Source organism: Aeromonas sp. R7-1, from assembly GCF_040908115.1.
Lineage (GTDB): Bacteria > Pseudomonadota > Gammaproteobacteria > Enterobacterales > Aeromonadaceae > Aeromonas > Aeromonas caviae.
Genome location: NZ_JBFODD010000048.1, coordinates 22689 through 40653, shown reverse-complemented (window position 1 = coordinate 40653; position 17965 = coordinate 22689). Strand labels below are relative to the sequence as shown.

The following is a 17965-nucleotide window of genomic DNA, read 5'->3' as shown; positions in this document are numbered from 1 at the left end:
CCAGTAATCATGGGCATCAGATATTAATAAAAAAAAGGCGAGTAACGATATCTCTAATAATAGAGGATTTATATCTAGTAACACAAAAAATCAATTTAATCCTAGACATAAGGGTGGCTGTTTTATTGAGCGAAACTATATATTTCATAATTTTAATTTCTTTTGGTGTAAGCATCTTAATTTCATCAACCGATAAAGACCTTTCAAATAAATTTAATTGAAGAACCACTTTCTTCAGATTATTTCTACTTTTTGTAAACATGCTTGGAATTGACAATAGTGATAGCTTTTTAGTTGCCCCTACAGCATTGCTATCATGTTGCCTGTATCCTGCTGTACACACAGGAATAACAACTACATTTTTATATAATGATGCAAATAATAAAACCCACCAATCGTGCATTACGATCTTATTTGAGTAAGTATCAACAACCCTATTAACAGCAGCACTATTAATTAACATCGAACAGCCTGGTGCACAATTCTGCAGATATAGATTATTGATCTTGCAACTCCAATTATAAGGAATTGACTCATTCTCAAAAAATGTCCTCCCTATATACCTCCCTGTTGAATCGATTAATTCTAAATTAGAATAGACTACTCCAGGAAAATCCTTTTTCAACTTTGGAATGTTCTCAACAAAAATAGATATTTTATTATTAAACCAAATATCATCTTGGTCACAAAAAAAAACGTAGTCCATACCATTACAATACTTAAGCCCATTAAAAAAGTTTGCTGATGGTCCATGTTCTGTTGACGTATTTTCTATAAGCAGTACGTTTTTGTACTTTTTAACTAACTCAACTGTGTTATCGGTAGAGCCATCGTCTGTAACAATAATTTTGCTTATAAGATTGAAATTATCATTAGCGATAATCGATTCTATTTGCGCCTCAATAAATTTTGAACCGTTGTATGTAGCAAGTAATATAGCGATATTCATCTAGCACCACGCAATAAACCAGAGTATTTTAACGAAATTAAAACAACAACTGCTAACGAAAAAATAAAAATTGGCATAATAATAATATTAAAGAAGATCATGAACAAAGAAAGTGTAGATAACAATATTACCGTGATATTTCTGAAAATTCCACGCAATGACATTGCAACAACAAAATAAATACTAGTGTAGTACAATGTATAAATGGTTATACCAAAATAACCCAGAGAAACATAAACTGGAGTTATTGCGGAGGATACATTTAAATTCTCAGATAATAATAAGACATTTATCGGATAATCGCCGAGGTGTTTTGAAATAGTCTGGGGTAACAATTCAAAAGATATAACATTAAATATGTTTGCAATGTCTCCTGTTTGATTTTCATATATATTCAATATGAAGTTAGATATTGGTGATGTTATATATATCCAAAACCAGAACACACTAACAGGTAAGCCTGTATTTTTAAATTGTTCTGAAGCATGACCAGCAGTCAAGATATAGTCTTGTGCCTGCGAATAGGGTACATCCATAATGTTTGACATTCTCCATGTCCCCAACAAGCCAAAAATATAAACAAAAGCAATAAGAAACAATAATACTAGAATTATATTTTTTGCGCGGACCTTCGACAAACTCAGATAAACAAACACTGTTGAAACACATACAAATAAAATTAAAAATCTATTTAGAATCAAAAAAGAAATAACTAAGGATATAAAAACCCACCACTTTAAATTTTTATTGTTAGAATAAAGCAAACTTGAAACAATTGATAAAACAAGCATTGATGAAACCAATGCAACATGAATAATCGGTGCCCCAAATTCAGTATAATCAATCTGCCCTAAAATAGGAAATCCATATAATAACAACTCTATCAAAATTAAAAAAGAAACAATATAACCTAAGTAATTTGTTTTTTTTGAAAAAACAGAAATACTTGACATATCAATCTTAGCTAAAGTGCTTAGTTTAAATTTAGACCATAAATAACCAAATATAAAATTCAAAAAAATAAAATACAAACCAGGATATAAACCGGTCAAATCAAGCTCGTAATATTTATCGGAAAATGGCAAAAGATAAAGTAAGTAAGAAAAGCTAAAGGAAAAAGAAATAATAAAAAATGGATTTAACACCAAATACTTAATCATTTTTCACTTTCACACTTAAATATTGCTTTAAAGGAATTAAACTAGCAAACTTTAATGATAGCTTTAAAGCACTAATTAATGTTAGTTTCTTTGAAAGCCTCAAAGAGGTCGATATCATAAATGATAACCAGCTTAAACTAGTACTGTCTCTCCATTTTTTCGATAGTTCAATATAACCTTCTGACTCACGCGCAGAAACTCTAGTAAAACCAGCCGTCCTATTGACAACATAATCAAACCTTTGAATTTTATAACCTTTTCTATCACTGAGCGCTCGTAAAATAAAATCCCAATCCTCTAATGAATTTAAATTAGTATCAAACCCCCCCAAAGAACAAAAAGTATCTCTTGAGATCATAAACCCAATATCTATATCGTTACCAAATAATACATCCTTAAAACCGACTTCGCCAAACAGTTGATGTTTCGGTATACTTATTCTTTTGAAATCGTCATATTCAATGATCCTCCCAGAAGAAACTATAACATAGTTACCACTTTGAACGACCTTCAACATATTGTTAAGTCTGCCTGGCAAATATATATCATCATCATCTAGAAAAGTGATGTATTTACCTTTAGCGATACTTACACCATAATTACGTGTACCTGCCGCACCATGCTTGCCAGGATTAGTGGCAAAAGTTAACGGATATGATTTTGCAATATTAAGTATTTCATTTGAAACAGGAGTATCAGTGTCATTTACAACGATAACTTCTAGGCCTGTCACATTTTGACTCAATACCGAATATATCGCTCTTGGCAAAGTATTATTACGATTACACGTTGGAATGATTACCGAGAGCATGATTTCACTATCAACGTTGGTTTTCATTAGTATTACTCAACTCAAGTGTATCTTTCAAAAACGCCAGTGAATCAATACGCAACTCGGCGAGTCTAGTGTTAACGTTGTGATAATCGATAGGTTGACACCCAGCAAAGAATGAAGAGAGTGATTGCTGTTCATCACACAGACGCCCTTCAATCCCTAAACTTGCCAGCAGACTTTGCAAACGCGTAAGACCACGATCTTTATTGGCAAAACAGATGAATTCTTTATTAAATAAAATTGCCAAGCATACACAGTGAAACGAATCTGTGACGACAAACTTGCTGTCACGAATTTTGGCTAACCAGTCAGCGACAGGGATAAAACGATAACCTGCCTCACTCATTTGGTAGTAAATATCTTCGGTCGGAGCTTGAAGAATATCCCCGATATGTTTGATAGCGCGAATGAATGTGGTATCAACATCCAGTTTGTAATAAACCACATTTTCATTTTGCTTGCTAACACCTGCCTTTACTATTATCTGTTCAAAAAATTCTACGCCGTTTAATAGCGTAGGATCAAGAACGTGTTGAGCAGTCACACCAAAATGATCACGGCAAATAGCTACTCCAGTTTGCTCACGAACCGAGATCGCATTGAACTTGGTCATCGCCTTACGAACACGGTCACTCAGTATAGAGTCACTTGTTTCTTCCCATTTATCAACACCAAAACTGGCAGCATAAGAAACACGAGTGACAGAATCAGGTAAGAATGACAAAAAGTAGGCGTCAACATCCTGATGCTTGTTTACAAACATATTCGGCCGCCATACCTGATCACTACCAACCACTACAGCAGCGTAGATCGAACCGATCGCATTTAGCTGGGTTGCGGAGCTGTACGTTTGAGCACTGCGTGGAATCCAGGTTATGCGAAATTGTTCAAATACTTCACTTCCGATAACATGAGGTTTTATGTAGACCTTTTTACCCAATAGACGCTTGAGAAGTGACTTAATCCCTAACGCCGCAAGCACAGCGACCAATTGTTGGCGCAGTGTTTTTTTCTGCTCGATTTTTGCAGGTATGAAATTAATATGCTCTGCGTTATAGCCAAGTTGCGTCACGATATCGGCCAATGCGGCAGCTTGCAATACGGCACCGTAGTTATGATCTGAATAGTGGAAATTTAACAATCCAACTTTTTTATTATTCAACACTTAAACCTCACACTATATTGTGATTAATTTAATACCTATAATGAGTTAAATTAAAAACTTACAATCCTATTAATTCTTCGTCTTATAGCCCGCTGATAATGATTTAACTTTGTAAAAAGACTTAAAATAAACAAGTGTTTTTTCATTCTAGTATCAAAAACTGATGCCGATTTTTCTTTTTTCCAGATTTCTAGACTCTTTCTGCGAGAGTTCATCCGTAAAGATTGAATTAACATCAACAATGGAGATACTAGTTTTTTGTTAAATCTTTTGGGTGGTATGGCACCTTTATCAGTTCTACCATATTTTATTCTATACGACAAACCATCATGTCGATGATTATAACTACCTTGCTGTGAAGCTAAAAATGTACTTTCAGCCAACACTTCTATCACTAAAGCACCATCGATCATGCCAGATTTAATGATATCATCCGCTAGTAATGAACGCGTTACGAGTACATTATGTCCACGACCATCTCGTACATATGGCTCTAACCAAGCATCACCAACAGATAAATCGGCTAGCTCTGTTGTCACATCATCACAGAAATCACAAGCGTTAGCTTTAAATAAACCAGTACCCCACATATCGCCAACATCACGCATTTTAATAGTGTGTTGGCTGTTATTTCTATCTAAACAACCATATGCATAATCTGAAGCGGTACTGTGACGGTCTTTAATTCTGAATTCAGGCTTACTAAAGTCATTTACTGAAACACCAGCTTTACTGGCTAAATATTCCGCAAAGAAAGCACTTTTTACTCCCCCACAAATAATACCTATGATAAAACCAACTTTATCATTAAAAACAGGATCGTAAAATTGCGCAAGACGAATGGCTTTAATGAAGCATGCTACCCCAACAATAGCAACCTTACCATTTAATTTTCCTATGTCCTTAAGCGCATCAGCAAGAGTAACTGGATAATATTTAGTCTTGGCAGAATCACCTAACTCAGCAATTGAACTGATAATAGCATATTGATAATGCTCCGTCGCTTGTCCAGTTTTGACGGAAATTACATGCTGAACTTCACCACGGCGCATTAATTCCGTTAACGTGTAAGTGGCAATACCACCAGAGGACGAAGTTAAACGATGATCAACTGAATAACCTGCATAGGTACTAATATAACGACCTATTTTATTATGTTGATTATTAGCTTGGGTTAAAAACAATTCGGAAATTTCATTTTCCGTTTTAACTTTGTCATCTGGCTTAGGATTAAATGGGCAAACTTTGATAGCATTTTCATCTACCTCTTGCAAATCATTAACATTTGCATTATAAAAACCGAAGTCATTCATCTTCATTCTAATAGCGCCGGTCTTACATTGTGTCGCACACATACCACAACCGATACACATATCATTTTCGACCACAGCTTTTATCATAGCATTGCTATTCATTCATTCACCCACCTAATTAATTTAGAATATTTTTAATCTTATTAAAAACAAATTTTCGTTCTTGGCCATCAATGCCTATTGTAAGTATAAATAAAACAATCACAAGCCAATGTAATATACAGCTAACGACAAAGTTTATAATGATATTTTCATACATGGCTGGAATCATATTTGCTAAAGACAAGGAGAACCCGAAAACTGTTATGACTTTATAAAATAAACCCTTAAACTTAGCCAACACCCCAGGAAAGACTCTGGACAGTAAAAAAACACGAACAAACAAGGCCACAAGAGATACTATGATGCTGATCCACATTGTCACTTGTGCATTATACCCCAAGCTTAAGAACAGGTATGACAAAGGTAAGTTACACAGTATTAACCCTCCGACGACCATCTGGTATGATTTTATTCTTCCGGTCGCTTGAAATGCAGTCATTAATGTACCAGATAATGAGATAATTAATGAATCAATTATAACTAAACGACAAAACATAGCTGAATGATCAGGTAACACACCTAGCCAGATGTTTAATATTGTCTCCGCCTGTAACAAAAATGGAACAGACAAGAAATATAATAAAAAGAAACAATATCTAGCCCCAGAAAAGACCAGTTGCAACATATAATTATGGTTGTCAGTAGCATATGACTTGATGATCTGAGGATTAATTGACATCTGTAAGCTACTTACAAAACCGGTAACAGCACTGTTAACTTGGAAAGCAATTGCTCTCGCTGCATTGACCGTTGCACCAAAAAATAGATTCAGTAAAATGTTAATTCCTTGGTTAGTTGCTACTGCTGCTACATTACCAAATAAATTCCAACCGGTATAACTAAACAAGGTTTTAAATAAACTGGTATTCCAATACCAACTGAATCTAGTTACCGTGAACTGCCAGCGGGCATAGGCATAATAACAAATCAAGGTCAACAGACTTACCGCGGCCAGCAACAACGCATATAGTTGCAGCTTGTCTCCATCGTATGCCGCTAATAGGGTAACCACTGTTAATTTAAGCAATACATCGACAATGCTAATATAAGCAAACGCACTCATCTTCTCATGAGCGATAATCGCTGCGTTATAGGGTACTCCCAACACAGTACAGCTAAATGAGAATAAGGCGCACTGAAAAACCCAATTAGCGGCAGCTAAGCGGTCTGGCGGGATCACCAATTCAGTATTGATAAACCACAACCCCAAAGTTTGCGCCACCAAAATAACAATGAGCATAATCAACCAATGAATGTTTAAGCTCATCTTAAACACCTTGGCTAACTGCTCAAGGTTATTTTTCCCCAATTCAAACGCCAAAAAGCGTTGAGAGGCAGAAGACATTGCACCACTTAAAAACGCCATCATGGTTACAACCCCACCGACTACGTTATAAATGCCAAAATCCTCTACCCCCAAATTGTTGAGGACCACTCGCGAGGTGTATAGCGTCACTCCGAGGGTTAACAGCATTCTAAAATAAAGGAACAGTGTATTCTTAAAAATACGTCGATTGTTATTTGAGTTCGTCATTCATTCCAACTTTTATATTGGCAAGAGTGTTTTTATCAATAGCCACCCCGTATTCACATAATAAAAACTCACATGGCTTGCTTTATCTTATTGACATCAAGAGTATTAATTGAACATAAGTGCTGAACTAAAATATACCGCTTCTTGGTCTTTCTTAGATAAACTGACCTCGCCTTCAAAAGGCCACTCAATTGCTACTTGCGGATCATCCCACCGAATTGAGCCTTCACTCTGCGGTGAATAATAACTGGTTGTCTTATACAGAAACTCTGCACTCTCGCTCAGAGTTACAAACCCATGAGCAAACCCTTCCGGGATCCACAACTGCCGCTTGTTTTCCCCTGAAAGGTGAACTCCAACCCATTGCCCGAAAGTCGGTGAGCTTTTGCGGATATCGACCGCCACATCGAACACTTCACCAGCAACACACCGTACCAGCTTTCCCTGAGCATGTGGTTGTAGCTGGTAGTGTAAGCCACGCAGTACCCCTTTCGAGGATTTGGAGTGATTATCCTGCACAAAGGTAACCGGATATCCTACTGCCTCTTCAAACAACTTGTGGTTGAAGCTCTCAAAGAAAAAACCACGCTCATCACCAAATACTTTTGGCTCAAATATCAGTACATCAGGAATCGCTGTCTTGATTATGTTCATCTGTCTATCCATATGAAATTCAATTTTTATGGGGAGGAGCATATTCCCTCCCCCATATCACATCAGGCTTTGGTAACCATTCTGAACAAATATTGCCCATACGCATTCTTTGCCAGCGGTGCAGCAAGTTCACGAACTTGGTCAGCATTGATAAATTTCTGGCGATAGGCAATCTCTTCTGGGCAGGCCACCTTCAACCCCTGGCGCGTCTCGATGGTCTGAATAAAGTTGCTCGCTTCAATCATGCTTTCATGGGTACCGGTATCAAGCCAAGCATAACCACGGCCCATCATCGCAACCGATAAATTTCCTTGTTCCAGGTAGATACGGTTCACATCGGTGATTTCCAGCTCACCACGGGGCGATGGCTTCAGACTCTTGGCAATCTCCACCACACTGTTGTCGTAGAAATAGAGGCCTGTGACCGCATAGTTGCTCTTAGGCTCCAGTGGCTTCTCTTCCAGTGAAATAGCTGTGCCCTCTTTATCAAATTCCACCACCCCATAACGCTCAGGGTCATGCACGTGGTAGGCAAAAACGGTAGCTCCACTATCTTTACTTGCTGCAGTTTCCAGTTGTTTCTGCAAATCATGGCCATAGAAGATGTTGTCGCCCAACACCAGCGCACAGGGATCCGAACCAATAAATTCTTCACCCAGAATAAAGGCTTGTGCCAACCCGTCCGGGCTTGGCTGTACCTTGTATTGCAAATTCAGGCCCCACTGGCTGCCATCACCCAGCAATTGCTCAAAACGGGGAGTATCTTGTGGCGTACTGATGATCAAAATATCGCGAATACCTGCCAGCATCAGGGTGCTGAGCGGGTAGTAGATCATCGGCTTGTCATATATGGGCAGCAGTTGCTTGCTCACCGCCATGGTGACTGGATAGAGACGAGTGCCAGAGCCACCGGCCAGAATAATGCCTTTACGTTTGGTCATGATGCTTGTTTCTTATTTTTAAATTGCAAAGAAAAGGGTGGCTTGCGGCCACACTTTTTAAACTTTATCCCTTGGCCAGTGATTTACTTGCCGAGGATCTCGGTCAACATCCGCTCCACGCCGACCTTCCAGTCCGGCAGCACCAGATCGAAGGTGCACTGGAATTTAGTGGTATCAAGACGAGAGTTGTGAGGACGTTTGGCAGGGGTCGGGAAGGCACTGGTCGGCACCGCATTAAGTTGCGTGACTGCTAGTTCAACCCCGGCCTCTCTGGCTTTGGCAAACACCAGCTGGGCGTAGTCAAACCAGGTGGTGGTGCCGGAGGCAATCAGATGATACAGCCCGGCAACCTCGGGTTTGCTCTGCGCCACGCGGATCGCATGGGCGGTGCAATCGGCCAGCAACTCGGCACCGGTCGGGGCGCCGAACTGGTCATTAATGACTGACATCTCGCTACGTTCTTTGCCAAAGCGCAGCATGGTCTTGGCAAAGTTGGCGCCGCGGGCGGCGTAGACCCAACTGGTGCGGAAGATCAGATGACGGGAACAAAACGCAGCCCCTTGCTCACCCGCCAGCTTGGTCTCACCGTAGACGTTGAGCGGTGCCGTTGTGTCGGTTTCCAGCCAGGGAAGCTCGCCACTGCCATCGAACACATAATCGGTGGAGTAATGCACAAACCAAGCACCCAATGCTTCCGCTTCTTTGGCGATAGCGGCCACACTGGTGGCGTTGAGCAATTCGGCAAACTCCCGCTCGCTCTCGGCTTTGTCTACCGCAGTGTGGGCTGCTGCGTTCACGATGACATCAGGCTTCACCAGGCGAACAGTCTCCGCCACGCCGGCCGGCTTGCTGAAGTCACCGCAATAATCGGTTGAGTCAAAATCGACGGCAGTGATACGACCCAGCGGCACCAATGCGCGTTGCAGCTCCCAACCTACCTGACCGTTTTTGCCAAACAGCAGAATATGCATCAGGTACGCTCCCCGTAGTTCTGCTCAATCCAGGATTGGTAGGCGCCGCTCTTGACGTTGCTGACCCACTGCTGGTTATCCAGATACCACTGCACCGTCTTGCGGATACCGGACTCGAAGGTCTCTTGCGGTTGCCAGGCGAGTTCGGCGCTCATCTTGCTGGCGTCGATGGCATAACGGCGATCGTGACCGGGGCGATCGGCCACATAGGTGATTTGATCGCGGTAGCTTCTCCCCTCACCCCGGCCCTCTCCCCCAAGGTGCGAGGGAGACAGAGGTACCATCTCGTCGAGCAGATCGCAGATGGTATGAACGACGTCCAGATTCTGTTTCTCGTTATGACCGCCAATGTTGTAGGTCTCGCCGATCACGCCTGTAGTGACCACGGTATAGAGTGCACGCGCATGATCCTCAACATAGAGCCAATCGCGGATCTGGTCGCCCTTGCCATAAACCGGCAGCGGCTTGCCATCCAGCGCATTGAGGATCACCAGCGGGATCAGCTTCTCAGGGAAGTGGTAAGGACCGTAGTTGTTGGAGCAGTTGGTGACAATGGTCGGCAGGCCGTAGGTACGGCGCCAGGCGCGAACCAGATGGTCACTGGAGGCCTTGGAGGCAGAATAGGGGCTGCTGGGGGCGTAAGGGGTGGTTTCGGTAAAGAGTGGCAATGGCTCACCAGCGGCGACTTCATCCGGATGGGGCAGATCCCCATACACCTCGTCGGTGGAGATGTGGTGGAAGCGGAAGGCCGCCTTGCGTATCTCATCCAGACCGTTCCAATAGGCACGTGCCGCTTCCAGCAACATATAGGTGCCGACGATATTGGTTTCTATAAAATCGGCAGGGCCGGTGATGGATCGATCAACGTGACTCTCGGCGGCCAGGTGCATCACGGCATCGGGTTGATGGGTAGCAAACACCCGATCCAATTCGGCGCGGTTGCAGATGTCAACTTGTTCAAACGCATAGCGGTCGCTAGCAGAGACAGCCGCCAAGGATTCCAGGTTGCCCGCATAGGTCAACTTATCGAGGTTGACCACTGAATCTTGGGTATGCCGGATGATATGACGAACAACGGCAGAGCCGATAAAACCGGCACCACCAGTCACGAGGATCTTCATTGAAAGGTTCCCGATTGCAATCTGATTAAATGGAAAAGAGATTTCTGGCTATGGTTGGCGACCATATGCCGTCACATCTCATTATGAACAAGCGTATGATGTGTAATGGCGCAATGGCTGGAGTCGAGTGTATCCATTGACTTCAGCAGGTTGGCGCATTATTTCAGGAGCGTGGAAAAACAACATTGATGGAAACGCAGATTATGCCGTTGTCAGCCCAGAAGGTGAACAAGGCTTATGCTACCGCCCTTGGGTTACAGCTCCCAACATGCTGCTTTTAACCTGATTGTCCGTGCTGTTGGCCATCACATCCTCCAGCTTCTTGTTTTGATTGATGTTTAACAATGTTGTCGCATTACATTGCACACCCAGGCAGTCCACAGCCTGCATTGCTCACATCTTGGGCAATCTGCGCCCCAAACCCGATTCGGGGTCAGATTCTATCTTGTTTAACCCAAAGATGAACAGTCAAAACAATAGGAAAGCGCCTATTGAAATCAGGATTCAAAAAAAACCATTCATGTGATACCGCCCTCCATGAATCCACTCAGCCGTTGCCGGGGATTGCCCTGCTTTGTTCCAGCATCCAGGCAAGGCAATGTAAACATGTTTAATTTCAAACAATTAAATTCATACCTCAAGCGCTTGCAGGCACTCGGGGATGGCCTGACGCCAACAAGGCCCCCCGCCCCTGTGTACCGGCAGGCTGAAAGCGGCAAGCCGCTTGTGCGATAAGAATGGTCGCGACCAGCCCCTGCACCGGCTCTGACCCTCAACACCCAGAAACCGGCAGGCACGGATAGCGAGCCTGAACACGAGGCTGATGACACAGCGTTGCATCATGGGAAATGCATGAGGAAAGAAGACAGGGATGATTCAGTCCCGATACAGCGGGGTCAGGTAGGATCCGGATTGACTATCCCTCTTGTTGACCCTCTAATTGCAGCCTGGACCCTCATCATCATGCATCTTATGAAAATCCTACTGGTTGAAGACGACAAGCTGCTCAATCACCACCTCTCCACCCTGTTGACCGAGGCCCAGAACCAGGTTTATAGCACGGACAATGCCCAGGTGGCGCAGCACTATGCGGCCGACTACCCCATCGATGTCGCCATCATCGATCTGGGCCTGCCTGACATGGATGGCCTTCAGCTCATCACCCGCCTGCGCGAGCAGCAGATCCCCTTTCCCATCATTGTGCTGACGGCCAGAGGCAACTGGCAGGACAAGGTGGAAGGACTGGAGGCCGGGGCGGACGACTACCTGGTCAAACCCTTCCAGAAGGACGAGCTGCTGGCCCGCCTCAATGCGCTGGTACGCCGCAGCGCCGGCTTCATCTCCCCCAGAGTGAAGGCGGGTGACTACGAGCTGGATCTCTCCCGCAAGGAGCTGACCATCGCCGGCGAGGTCACTGTGCTGACCAGTTTCGAATATCTGATCCTGGAATACCTGATGCGAAATGCCCGTCAGGTGGTCTCCAAACAGCAGTTGCTGGATCAGCTCTATGGGGATGGTGAAGGGGATCCCAACACCATCGAGGTGATGGTGAGCCGGCTTCGCAAAAAACTGGATCCGGAAGGGAGCATCCAGCCCATCTCCACCATCCGCCGCCAAGGCTACATCTTCAACCTCGCCTGCAGCTGATGCGCCTTGCCATGTTGCATCCCCTGACCCTGATCCGCCGCTCCCTGCACCTCAAGCTGATGCTGAGTGCCATGCTGGTCATCGCGCTCATCATGGCCTTCTCCGTCTACATACTCTACCTCGGCCATGCCGAGGAGCAGGCCCAGAAAGCCAGTGTCCGCATGCAGGAGAACCTCTCCAAGCTGTTCTCGTCCAAGCAGCCGGAGCCCCATGCCATGACGGATCTTGGCAAGCTCACCCCGGATGCCATCGATCCCAATCTCGACACCCTGATCTGCCGCGCCGACGGGGAGCTGAGCTGGTCCAGCCTGCACATGCCGGAGGTGGTCTCCATCAAGGAGACCATCTGCCGGGATCTGATGAGATACCTAGGGGGACTGGATCAGGACTATTTCTTCAAGCTGCATACCATCAAGAACGGCGAGAGCTACTTCATCTACAGCCTGCGTTTCCTGCGCAATCATGGCGCCGGCCCCACCACCTACTACGTGGTGATGGTCGATTCCGCCAGGCGCTATCAGGCCCAGACCCGCGATTACCTCTACCGCTGCATTCGCCAGGCGCTGCTCGCCTACTGTCTGCTGGGCGCTCTGTTGCTGCTCACCAGTTTCTGGAGCCTCTCCTCCCTGCGTACCATGGCGCGCCAGATTGACGAGATCCGCGCCGGTACGCGAGAGGCACTGTCAAACGACTACGAGCGCGAACTGACTCCCCTGACAAGCTCGGTCAACCAGTTGCTGGAGAACGAACGCCAGCAGACCCAGCGCTACCAGCACGCCCTCAACGATCTCGCCCACAGCCTGAAAACCCGGCTGGCGCTCATCCAGATCACCGCCCAGGAGCTCAAGCTCGGCCACGACATCCATGACAACATCAATGAACAGATCACCACCATGGATCAGATCATCCAGTACCAGTTGCGCCGCGCCGTCACCGGGCGAAAGCGCCTCGCGAGCAAGGGCACCGAACCGGTTCCCCTCATCGAGAAGCTGCTGGCCAGCCTCGCCAAGGTCTATCGCCACAAGAAGCTGCAGACCGGCTTCCAGTTTGACGACGATGTCTTCTTTCACGGCGAGCAGGGCGATCTGATGGAGCTGATGGGCAACCTGCTGGACAACGCCTGCAAGTTCGCCATCAGCGAGATCCGGGTTCATGTCCGCCACCGGGAGAGCGGTCTGCTCATCGTGGTGGAAGACGACGGCCCCGGCATCGCCCCCGGCAAATCGCAACAGATCTTCCAGCGCGGCGTGCGGGCTGACAGCTCCCCCGGCCAGGGGATTGGCCTCGCCGTGGTGACCGAAATCGTGCACAGCTACGGCGGCGAGATCCGGGTGGATGACTCCCCGCTCGGCGGCGCGAGATTCCACATCACCCTCCCCTGACAGCGCAGGAGCCAGTACCTGGCTCCTGCCGCATTCGGACATTGCCATCCCGGTGCTTTCTCTGTCTCACGCCTCACTCCTTATGCTTCGACCAGGCCAAGCACATGGCAGCGAGGCTGACGAGCTTGCTCCCCCATCAGAAGCTGGCCTGCCGCTCCCCTCAGCCCCATGCTCGCGCAGAAACGACAGGCATAAAAAAACCGGCCGCGAGGGCCGGTAAAACAGTTCAGGCTTGTCAGGTGACAATGCGCACCCAGCGGATGAAGACCGGTTTCAATTCCCTATGAAGCCCCGTCCTCTTGAGTACGTAGGTTCACTTTACGCCCTAGTCACTGAATCGGGACTGAACCATGTTCACCCTGGCAAGGCTCAGAGACGGATCCCAAGCGACTGGCGCAGATAGGCTCCCGCCCCGAGCAGCCCCGGCCCTTCATGGGTGATGAGGAAGACCGGAATGTCTTTTAGATAAGGCTTGAAGCGCCCCTTGTCCTCGAAGGCGACCCGAAAGCCCGATCCGATGAAGAACTCCTGGAAGCGCGGCACTATGCCACCGGCGATGTAGACACCGCCGAAGGTGCCCATGTTGAGGGCCAGGTTGCCGGCAAAGCGACCCATGAGCACGCAGAACAGGCTCAAGGTGCGACGGCAATCGAGGCAATCCCCCGCCAGCGCGCGCTCGGTGATGTCCTTGGGGGCAAAGGGTTCGGGCTCGCGGCCATCGGATTTGACCAGGCCGCGATAGAGATTGACGAGCCCGGGGCCCGAGAGGAAACGCTCTGCCGACACATGGCCCAGCTCGCCGCGCATCACCTGCAGCACCGCATCTTCCTCTTCCGTGTTGGCGGCGAAGTCTACGTGACCGCCCTCACCTGGCAGGCTCAGCCACTGCTCACCGGCCTGCACCAGGTGGGCGACCCCAAGGCCGGTCCCTGCGCCATAGATGGCGATGGGCTTGCCGGCTACCGGAGCCGCGCCCCCGAGCTGGATGCGATCGCTCTCGCCGAGCACGGGCACCGCCATGGAGACGGCAGTGAAATCGTTGATCACCTGCAGGCGCGCCAGGCCGAGGTTGGCCTGCATCTCGCGGATGGAGAACTCCCAGCTGTGGTTGGTCATGGCGACCCAGTCACCGTTGATGGGACAGGCGATGGCGATGCACGCCTCGCCCACGGTGGCATCGTGCTCTTCGAGATAGAGGCGCACCACTGCCTCCAGGCTGGGATGGGCCAGCCCCGAATAGGTTTTTGCCTGGGAAATGGCGCCCGTCGCCAGTTCGCAGAGGGCCAGCCGGGCATTGGTACCGCCAACGTCGCCCACCAGCGCATGGGTATGCTGCATAACAAACTCCTTCGTTACCGACTCGGGGCGGCCCTTACCGTCCCGACATTATTATTTGGCTGCAATACTACTCGAGCCCGCAGCCGAGCTGCGCGATTTATGCAGACAAGTGTGCGCCCGCTCACAGTGTTGTTGCTTTGCAACATTTGTAAGCGTTTTCAAGACGCAAATGGAAGTTTGCAACTAAAAACACGAAATAATTAGACATGAGTCATACTTTGCAGGGCCGAGATTAGTTCCGATAAGCGCTTGTCTTGTATAGTCATCGCGGAGACTGGAAACCTGCTTGAGCTGTGAATTTAGTGCACAGACACTGAAGTTAAATTACAAAAATGCCTGGTGGTAATGATGAATACCCTCGATAAAATTACGAACAATCTGGAAAGTTTCAGTAAATCAGAGCGTAAGGTGGCTGAAGTGATCCTGGCCTCACCCCAGACCGCCATTCACTCCAGCATTGCTACCCTGGCCAAGCTGGCCGATGTGAGCGAACCGACCGTCAACCGTTTCTGCCGTCGCCTCGATACCAAGGGTTTCCCCGATTTCAAGCTGCACCTGGCCCAGAGCCTGGCCAACGGCACCCCTTATGTGAACCGCCACGTGGAAGCGGAAGACGGCCCGGATACCTATACCGCCAAGATCTTCGAATCCACCATGGCCTGCCTTGATGCCGCCAAGAACAGCCTGGACATCTCGGCCATCAACCGCTGCGTCGATATTCTGACCCAGTCCAAGAAGATCAGCTTCTTTGGTCTGGGCGCCTCCTCCGCCGTCGCCCGGGATGCCCAGAACAAGTTCTTCCGCTTCAATATCCCGGTGGTGAGCTTCGATGACATCGTCATGATGCGCATGAGCTGCATCAACAGCAGTGAAGGGGACGTGGTGGTCCTCATCTCCCACACCGGCCGCACCAAGGCCCTGGTGGAAATTGCCGCGCTGGCCCGGGAAAACGATGCCACCGTCATCGGCATGACCGCCAAGGACTCTCCCCTGGCCCGCGAATGCAACCTGGTGCTCTCCATGGACGTGCCGGAAGACACCGACGTCTACATGCCCATGGCCTCGCGCATCGCCCAGCTCGCCCTGGTGGACGTGCTGGCCACCGGTTTCACCCTGCGCCGTGGCATGAAATTTCGCGAAAACCTGAAGAAAGTCAAAGAAGGTTTGCGCGAATCCCGCTTTGATACCCCGCACTCCTCCTGATCATTCGGGGGTCCGCCCCCGACTGTCTATGCCAACGGGCTTGGTGTAGTATCGAAATTCAATCAAACAAGGCCACCCAGATGGCCTGCCAGTTGGCGCCATGCCACATGCTTGACGGGGCAGTATTTCAAGTCATATCAACTTCACATTGGAGTCTTTCATGCCAAGACGTACAAAGATTGTTACCACACTCGGTCCGGCGACCGATCGCGACGGCATTCTCGAGGGGATCATTCGCGCCGGTGCCGACATGGTGCGGATGAACTTCTCCCACGGCACTCCTGAAGATCATATCCAGCGCGCCAACCAGGTGCGTGACATCGCCGCCAAGCTGGGCCGCCACGTGGCCATCATGGGCGATCTGCAAGGCCCCAAGATCCGCGTCTCCACCTTCAAGGATGGCAAGATCTACCTCGCCATCGGTGACAAGTTCATTCTCGATGCCGCCCTCGGCAAGGGCGAAGGCTGCCAGGAGCAGGTCGGCATCGACTACAAGAGCCTGCCGCAGGACGTGGTATCCGGTGACATCCTGCTGCTGGACGATGGCCGCGTGCAACTGAAGGTCGAACAGGTCGAAGGCACCCGCATCCACACCACGGTGACCGTGGCCGGCCCTCTCTCCAACAACAAGGGCATCAACAAGAAAGGTGGCGGCCTCTCCGCCCCGGCCTTGACCGAGAAGGACAAGGAAGACATCAAGACCGCCGCCCGCATGAACGTGGACTACCTGGCGGTCTCCTTCCCCCGCAGCGGCGATGATCTGCGCTACGCCCGCGAACTGGCCCGCGAAGCCGGCTCCAACGCCAAGATCGTGGCCAAGGTCGAGCGCGCCGAGACCGTCGCCAGCGACGAGGCGATGGAAGACATCATCCTCGGCTCCGATGCCGTCATGGTGGCCCGTGGTGACCTGGGTGTCGAAATCGGCGACCCCGAACTGGTGGGTGTGCAGAAGAAGCTCATTCGCCACTCCCGCCGCCTGAATCGCGTGGTCATCACCGCGACCCAGATGATGGAGTCCATGATCAACGCGCCTCTCCCGACCCGTGCCGAAGTCATGGACGTGGCCAACGCCGTGCTGGACGGTACCGATGCGGTGATGCTCTCCGCCGAGACCGCCGCCGGCCAGTTCCCCATCGAGACCGTGACCTCCATGGCCAGCGTCTGTGTGGGCGCCGAGAAGCACCCGAGCCTGAACGTCTCCAACCACCGCATGAGCTACACCTTCACCTCGGTGGAAGAGGCGGTGGCCATGTCCACCATGTATGCGGCCAACCACCTGGAAGGGGTCAAGGCGATCGTGGCGCTGACCGAGTCGGGCACCACCCCGCTGCTGATGTCCCGCATCAGCTCCGGCCTGCCCATCTTCGCCATGTCTCCTCACAACAAGACCCTGGCCTGGGCCAACCTCTACCGCGGCGTCACCCCCGTGCTGTTTGATGGCGACGAGACCAAACCGGTCTACGAGGTGTGCCGCGACGCGCTGGACGTGCTCAAGGCCAAGGGACTGCTGCAAAGCGGCGACATGGTATTGCTCACCCACGGCGACAAGATGGAGACCGTCGGCAGCACCAACACCTGCAAGGTGATGATGGTCGAGTAATCGCCCCTCCTCCCTGCAACAAAAACGGCTCCCGCGGGAGCCGTTTTTTT

At 48.5% G+C, this 17965-nt stretch carries 15 protein-coding genes; 4 read left to right on the top strand and 11 right to left on the bottom strand.

Annotated features, from left to right (window positions below):
• Positions 1-16: 16 nt before the first annotated feature.
• The 10 genes from AB5Y51_RS12645 to rfbB all read right to left on the bottom strand — a co-directional run bounded on the left by AB5Y51_RS12645 (position 17) and on the right by rfbB (position 10745).
• A complete protein-coding gene (locus AB5Y51_RS12645) occupies positions 17-949 on the bottom strand; it encodes a glycosyltransferase family 2 protein (protein ID WP_368178540.1) in 933 nt (310 codons plus the stop codon).
• Positions 946-2109 carry a hypothetical protein gene (locus AB5Y51_RS12640; protein ID WP_368178539.1) on the bottom strand — a complete coding sequence of 388 codons (1164 nt, stop codon included), beginning with the start codon at positions 2107-2109 and terminating at the stop codon, positions 946-948. Before AB5Y51_RS12640 ends, AB5Y51_RS12645 begins: the two co-directional genes overlap by 4 nt.
• Positions 2102-2947, bottom strand: coding sequence for a glycosyltransferase family 2 protein (locus AB5Y51_RS12635; protein ID WP_368178538.1), 846 nt, complete (start codon positions 2945-2947; stop codon positions 2102-2104). Before AB5Y51_RS12635 ends, AB5Y51_RS12640 begins: the two co-directional genes overlap by 8 nt.
• Complete coding sequence (locus AB5Y51_RS12630; protein ID WP_368178537.1) at positions 2931-4109, bottom strand: polysaccharide pyruvyl transferase family protein; 1179 nt, start codon at positions 4107-4109, stop codon at positions 2931-2933. Before AB5Y51_RS12630 ends, AB5Y51_RS12635 begins: the two co-directional genes overlap by 17 nt.
• 50 nt (positions 4110-4159) lie before the next feature.
• A complete protein-coding gene (locus AB5Y51_RS12625) occupies positions 4160-5524 on the bottom strand; it encodes a Coenzyme F420 hydrogenase/dehydrogenase, beta subunit C-terminal domain (RefSeq protein WP_201888410.1) in 1365 nt (454 codons plus the stop codon).
• Positions 5525-5540: 16 nt separating this feature from the next.
• Positions 5541-7058, bottom strand: a complete 1518-nt coding sequence (locus tag AB5Y51_RS12620; RefSeq protein WP_368178536.1) for a hypothetical protein — start codon at positions 7056-7058, stop codon at positions 5541-5543.
• Positions 7059-7163: 105 nt separating this feature from the next.
• Positions 7164-7712: a dTDP-4-dehydrorhamnose 3,5-epimerase gene (rfbC, locus tag AB5Y51_RS12615; RefSeq protein WP_201888412.1), complete on the bottom strand. Its 549-nt coding sequence runs from the start codon at positions 7710-7712 to the stop codon at positions 7164-7166.
• 62 nt (positions 7713-7774) lie between these two features.
• The gene (rfbA, locus tag AB5Y51_RS12610) at positions 7775-8653 is read right to left on the bottom strand and encodes a glucose-1-phosphate thymidylyltransferase RfbA (protein ID WP_201888413.1); all 879 of its coding nucleotides are present in this window, start codon (positions 8651-8653) and stop codon (positions 7775-7777) included.
• Between the two features lie 83 nt (positions 8654-8736).
• Positions 8737-9624 (bottom strand): dTDP-4-dehydrorhamnose reductase, encoded by an 888-nt coding sequence (gene rfbD / locus AB5Y51_RS12605; protein ID WP_368178535.1) that lies wholly within the window; start codon positions 9622-9624, stop codon positions 8737-8739.
• Positions 9624-10745 carry a dTDP-glucose 4,6-dehydratase gene (gene rfbB / locus AB5Y51_RS12600; protein ID WP_368178534.1) on the bottom strand — a complete coding sequence of 374 codons (1122 nt, stop codon included), beginning with the start codon at positions 10743-10745 and terminating at the stop codon, positions 9624-9626. Before rfbB ends, rfbD begins: the two co-directional genes overlap by 1 nt.
• A 972-nt stretch (positions 10746-11717) precedes the next feature.
• Here rfbB and AB5Y51_RS12595 point away from each other — a divergent pair.
• Positions 11718-12392, top strand: coding sequence for a response regulator (locus AB5Y51_RS12595; protein WP_162540546.1), 675 nt, complete (start codon positions 11718-11720; stop codon positions 12390-12392).
• Positions 12392-13774 (top strand): ATP-binding protein, encoded by a 1383-nt coding sequence (locus tag AB5Y51_RS12590; protein ID WP_182721663.1) that lies wholly within the window; start codon positions 12392-12394, stop codon positions 13772-13774. Before AB5Y51_RS12595 ends, AB5Y51_RS12590 begins: the two co-directional genes overlap by 1 nt.
• A gap of 369 nt (positions 13775-14143) precedes the next feature.
• Here the strand turns inward: AB5Y51_RS12590 and glk are convergent, their stop codons facing one another.
• On the bottom strand, positions 14144-15112 hold the full coding sequence (gene glk, locus AB5Y51_RS12585; protein WP_039041241.1) for a glucokinase: 969 nt from the start codon (positions 15110-15112) through the stop codon (positions 14144-14146).
• Positions 15113-15460: 348 nt separating this feature from the next.
• Between glk and AB5Y51_RS12580 the strand changes: the two genes are divergently transcribed.
• Together AB5Y51_RS12580 and pyk are read left to right on the top strand one after the other, a co-directional pair.
• Positions 15461-16315 (top strand): MurR/RpiR family transcriptional regulator, encoded by an 855-nt coding sequence (locus AB5Y51_RS12580; RefSeq protein ID WP_029314760.1) that lies wholly within the window; start codon positions 15461-15463, stop codon positions 16313-16315.
• 160 nt (positions 16316-16475) lie between these two features.
• A complete protein-coding gene (gene pyk / locus AB5Y51_RS12575) occupies positions 16476-17915 on the top strand; it encodes a pyruvate kinase (RefSeq protein ID WP_041214849.1) in 1440 nt (479 codons plus the stop codon).
• The last annotated feature ends 50 nt before the right edge of the window (positions 17916-17965 follow it).

Excerpts from the sequence above, each read along its gene's own strand:
- AB5Y51_RS12645 (WP_368178540.1), bottom strand. The coding sequence starts at position 949 with ATGAATATCGCTATATTACTTGCTACATACAACGGTTCAAAATTTATT.
- AB5Y51_RS12640 (WP_368178539.1), bottom strand. The coding sequence starts at position 2,109 with ATGATTAAGTATTTGGTGTTAAATCCATTTTTTATTATTTCTTTTTCC.
- AB5Y51_RS12635 (WP_368178538.1), bottom strand. The coding sequence starts at position 2,947 with ATGAAAACCAACGTTGATAGTGAAATCATGCTCTCGGTAATCATTCCA.
- AB5Y51_RS12625 (WP_201888410.1), bottom strand. The coding sequence starts at position 5,524 with ATGAATAGCAATGCTATGATAAAAGCTGTGGTCGAAAATGATATGTGT.
- AB5Y51_RS12620 (WP_368178536.1), bottom strand. The coding sequence starts at position 7,058 with ATGACGAACTCAAATAACAATCGACGTATTTTTAAGAATACACTGTTC.
- rfbC (WP_201888412.1), bottom strand. The coding sequence starts at position 7,712 with ATGAACATAATCAAGACAGCGATTCCTGATGTACTGATATTTGAGCCA.
- rfbA (WP_201888413.1), bottom strand. The coding sequence starts at position 8,653 with ATGACCAAACGTAAAGGCATTATTCTGGCCGGTGGCTCTGGCACTCGT.
- rfbD (WP_368178535.1), bottom strand. The coding sequence starts at position 9,624 with ATGCATATTCTGCTGTTTGGCAAAAACGGTCAGGTAGGTTGGGAGCTG.
- rfbB (WP_368178534.1), bottom strand. The coding sequence starts at position 10,745 with ATGAAGATCCTCGTGACTGGTGGTGCCGGTTTTATCGGCTCTGCCGTT.
- AB5Y51_RS12595 (WP_162540546.1), top strand. The coding sequence starts at position 11,718 with ATGAAAATCCTACTGGTTGAAGACGACAAGCTGCTCAATCACCACCTC.
- AB5Y51_RS12590 (WP_182721663.1), top strand. The coding sequence starts at position 12,392 with ATGCGCCTTGCCATGTTGCATCCCCTGACCCTGATCCGCCGCTCCCTG.
- glk (WP_039041241.1), bottom strand. The coding sequence starts at position 15,112 with ATGCAGCATACCCATGCGCTGGTGGGCGACGTTGGCGGTACCAATGCC.
- AB5Y51_RS12580 (WP_029314760.1), top strand. The coding sequence starts at position 15,461 with ATGAATACCCTCGATAAAATTACGAACAATCTGGAAAGTTTCAGTAAA.
- pyk (WP_041214849.1), top strand. The coding sequence starts at position 16,476 with ATGCCAAGACGTACAAAGATTGTTACCACACTCGGTCCGGCGACCGAT.